This window comes from Bartonella sp. AD328YNZD, assembly GCF_042196425.1.
Genome location: NZ_JBHIQG010000909.1, coordinates 1 through 507, shown reverse-complemented (window position 1 = coordinate 507; position 507 = coordinate 1). Strand labels below are relative to the sequence as shown.

General features: G+C 39.6%; 1 pseudogene. It reads left to right on the top strand.

The window, feature by feature from the left end:
• Window positions 1-507, top strand: a pseudogene (locus tag ACFIO3_RS15700) (phage integrase central domain-containing protein); the annotation flags it as partial.

Below are 507 nucleotides of genomic sequence, written 5' to 3'. Positions count from 1 at the left end.
GCGAAATGGGCTTGGATGCTCTTTGAGAGATGTTTCTTTAAAAAAGAGCGTGAATTGGCAAACCAATGGCATTCTGTTTTACGTAAAGGTCGTGACCCCATTAAAGAACGCAATAAATAAAAGTGTGAAGCAATCTCCATTATTTAAAAGATATCGCTTTGGGTACTTTTGAAAGTCGGAAAGCTGAATTAAAAGGTGATGGTAAGAATGGGAACTGGTTTTCTCCCTTGCGGCTTTACATTCTCCCTAAATTAGGCTGTCTGTCCATTTCAGAAATTACCCAAACAGAGATACGCAACACGCTTGTTCCTATTTGGCATACAAAAGCTACAACAGCAGAGAAAGCACTAAACCGTCTTAATATTTGTCTCAAACATGCTGCGGCTTTGGGTTTGGATGTTGATTTACAAGCAACAACAAAAGCACGCGCGCTCTTAGGAAAACAACGTCATAAAACGCAAAATAGACCAGCAATGGATTGGAAAGATGTCACTGCCTTTTATCAAA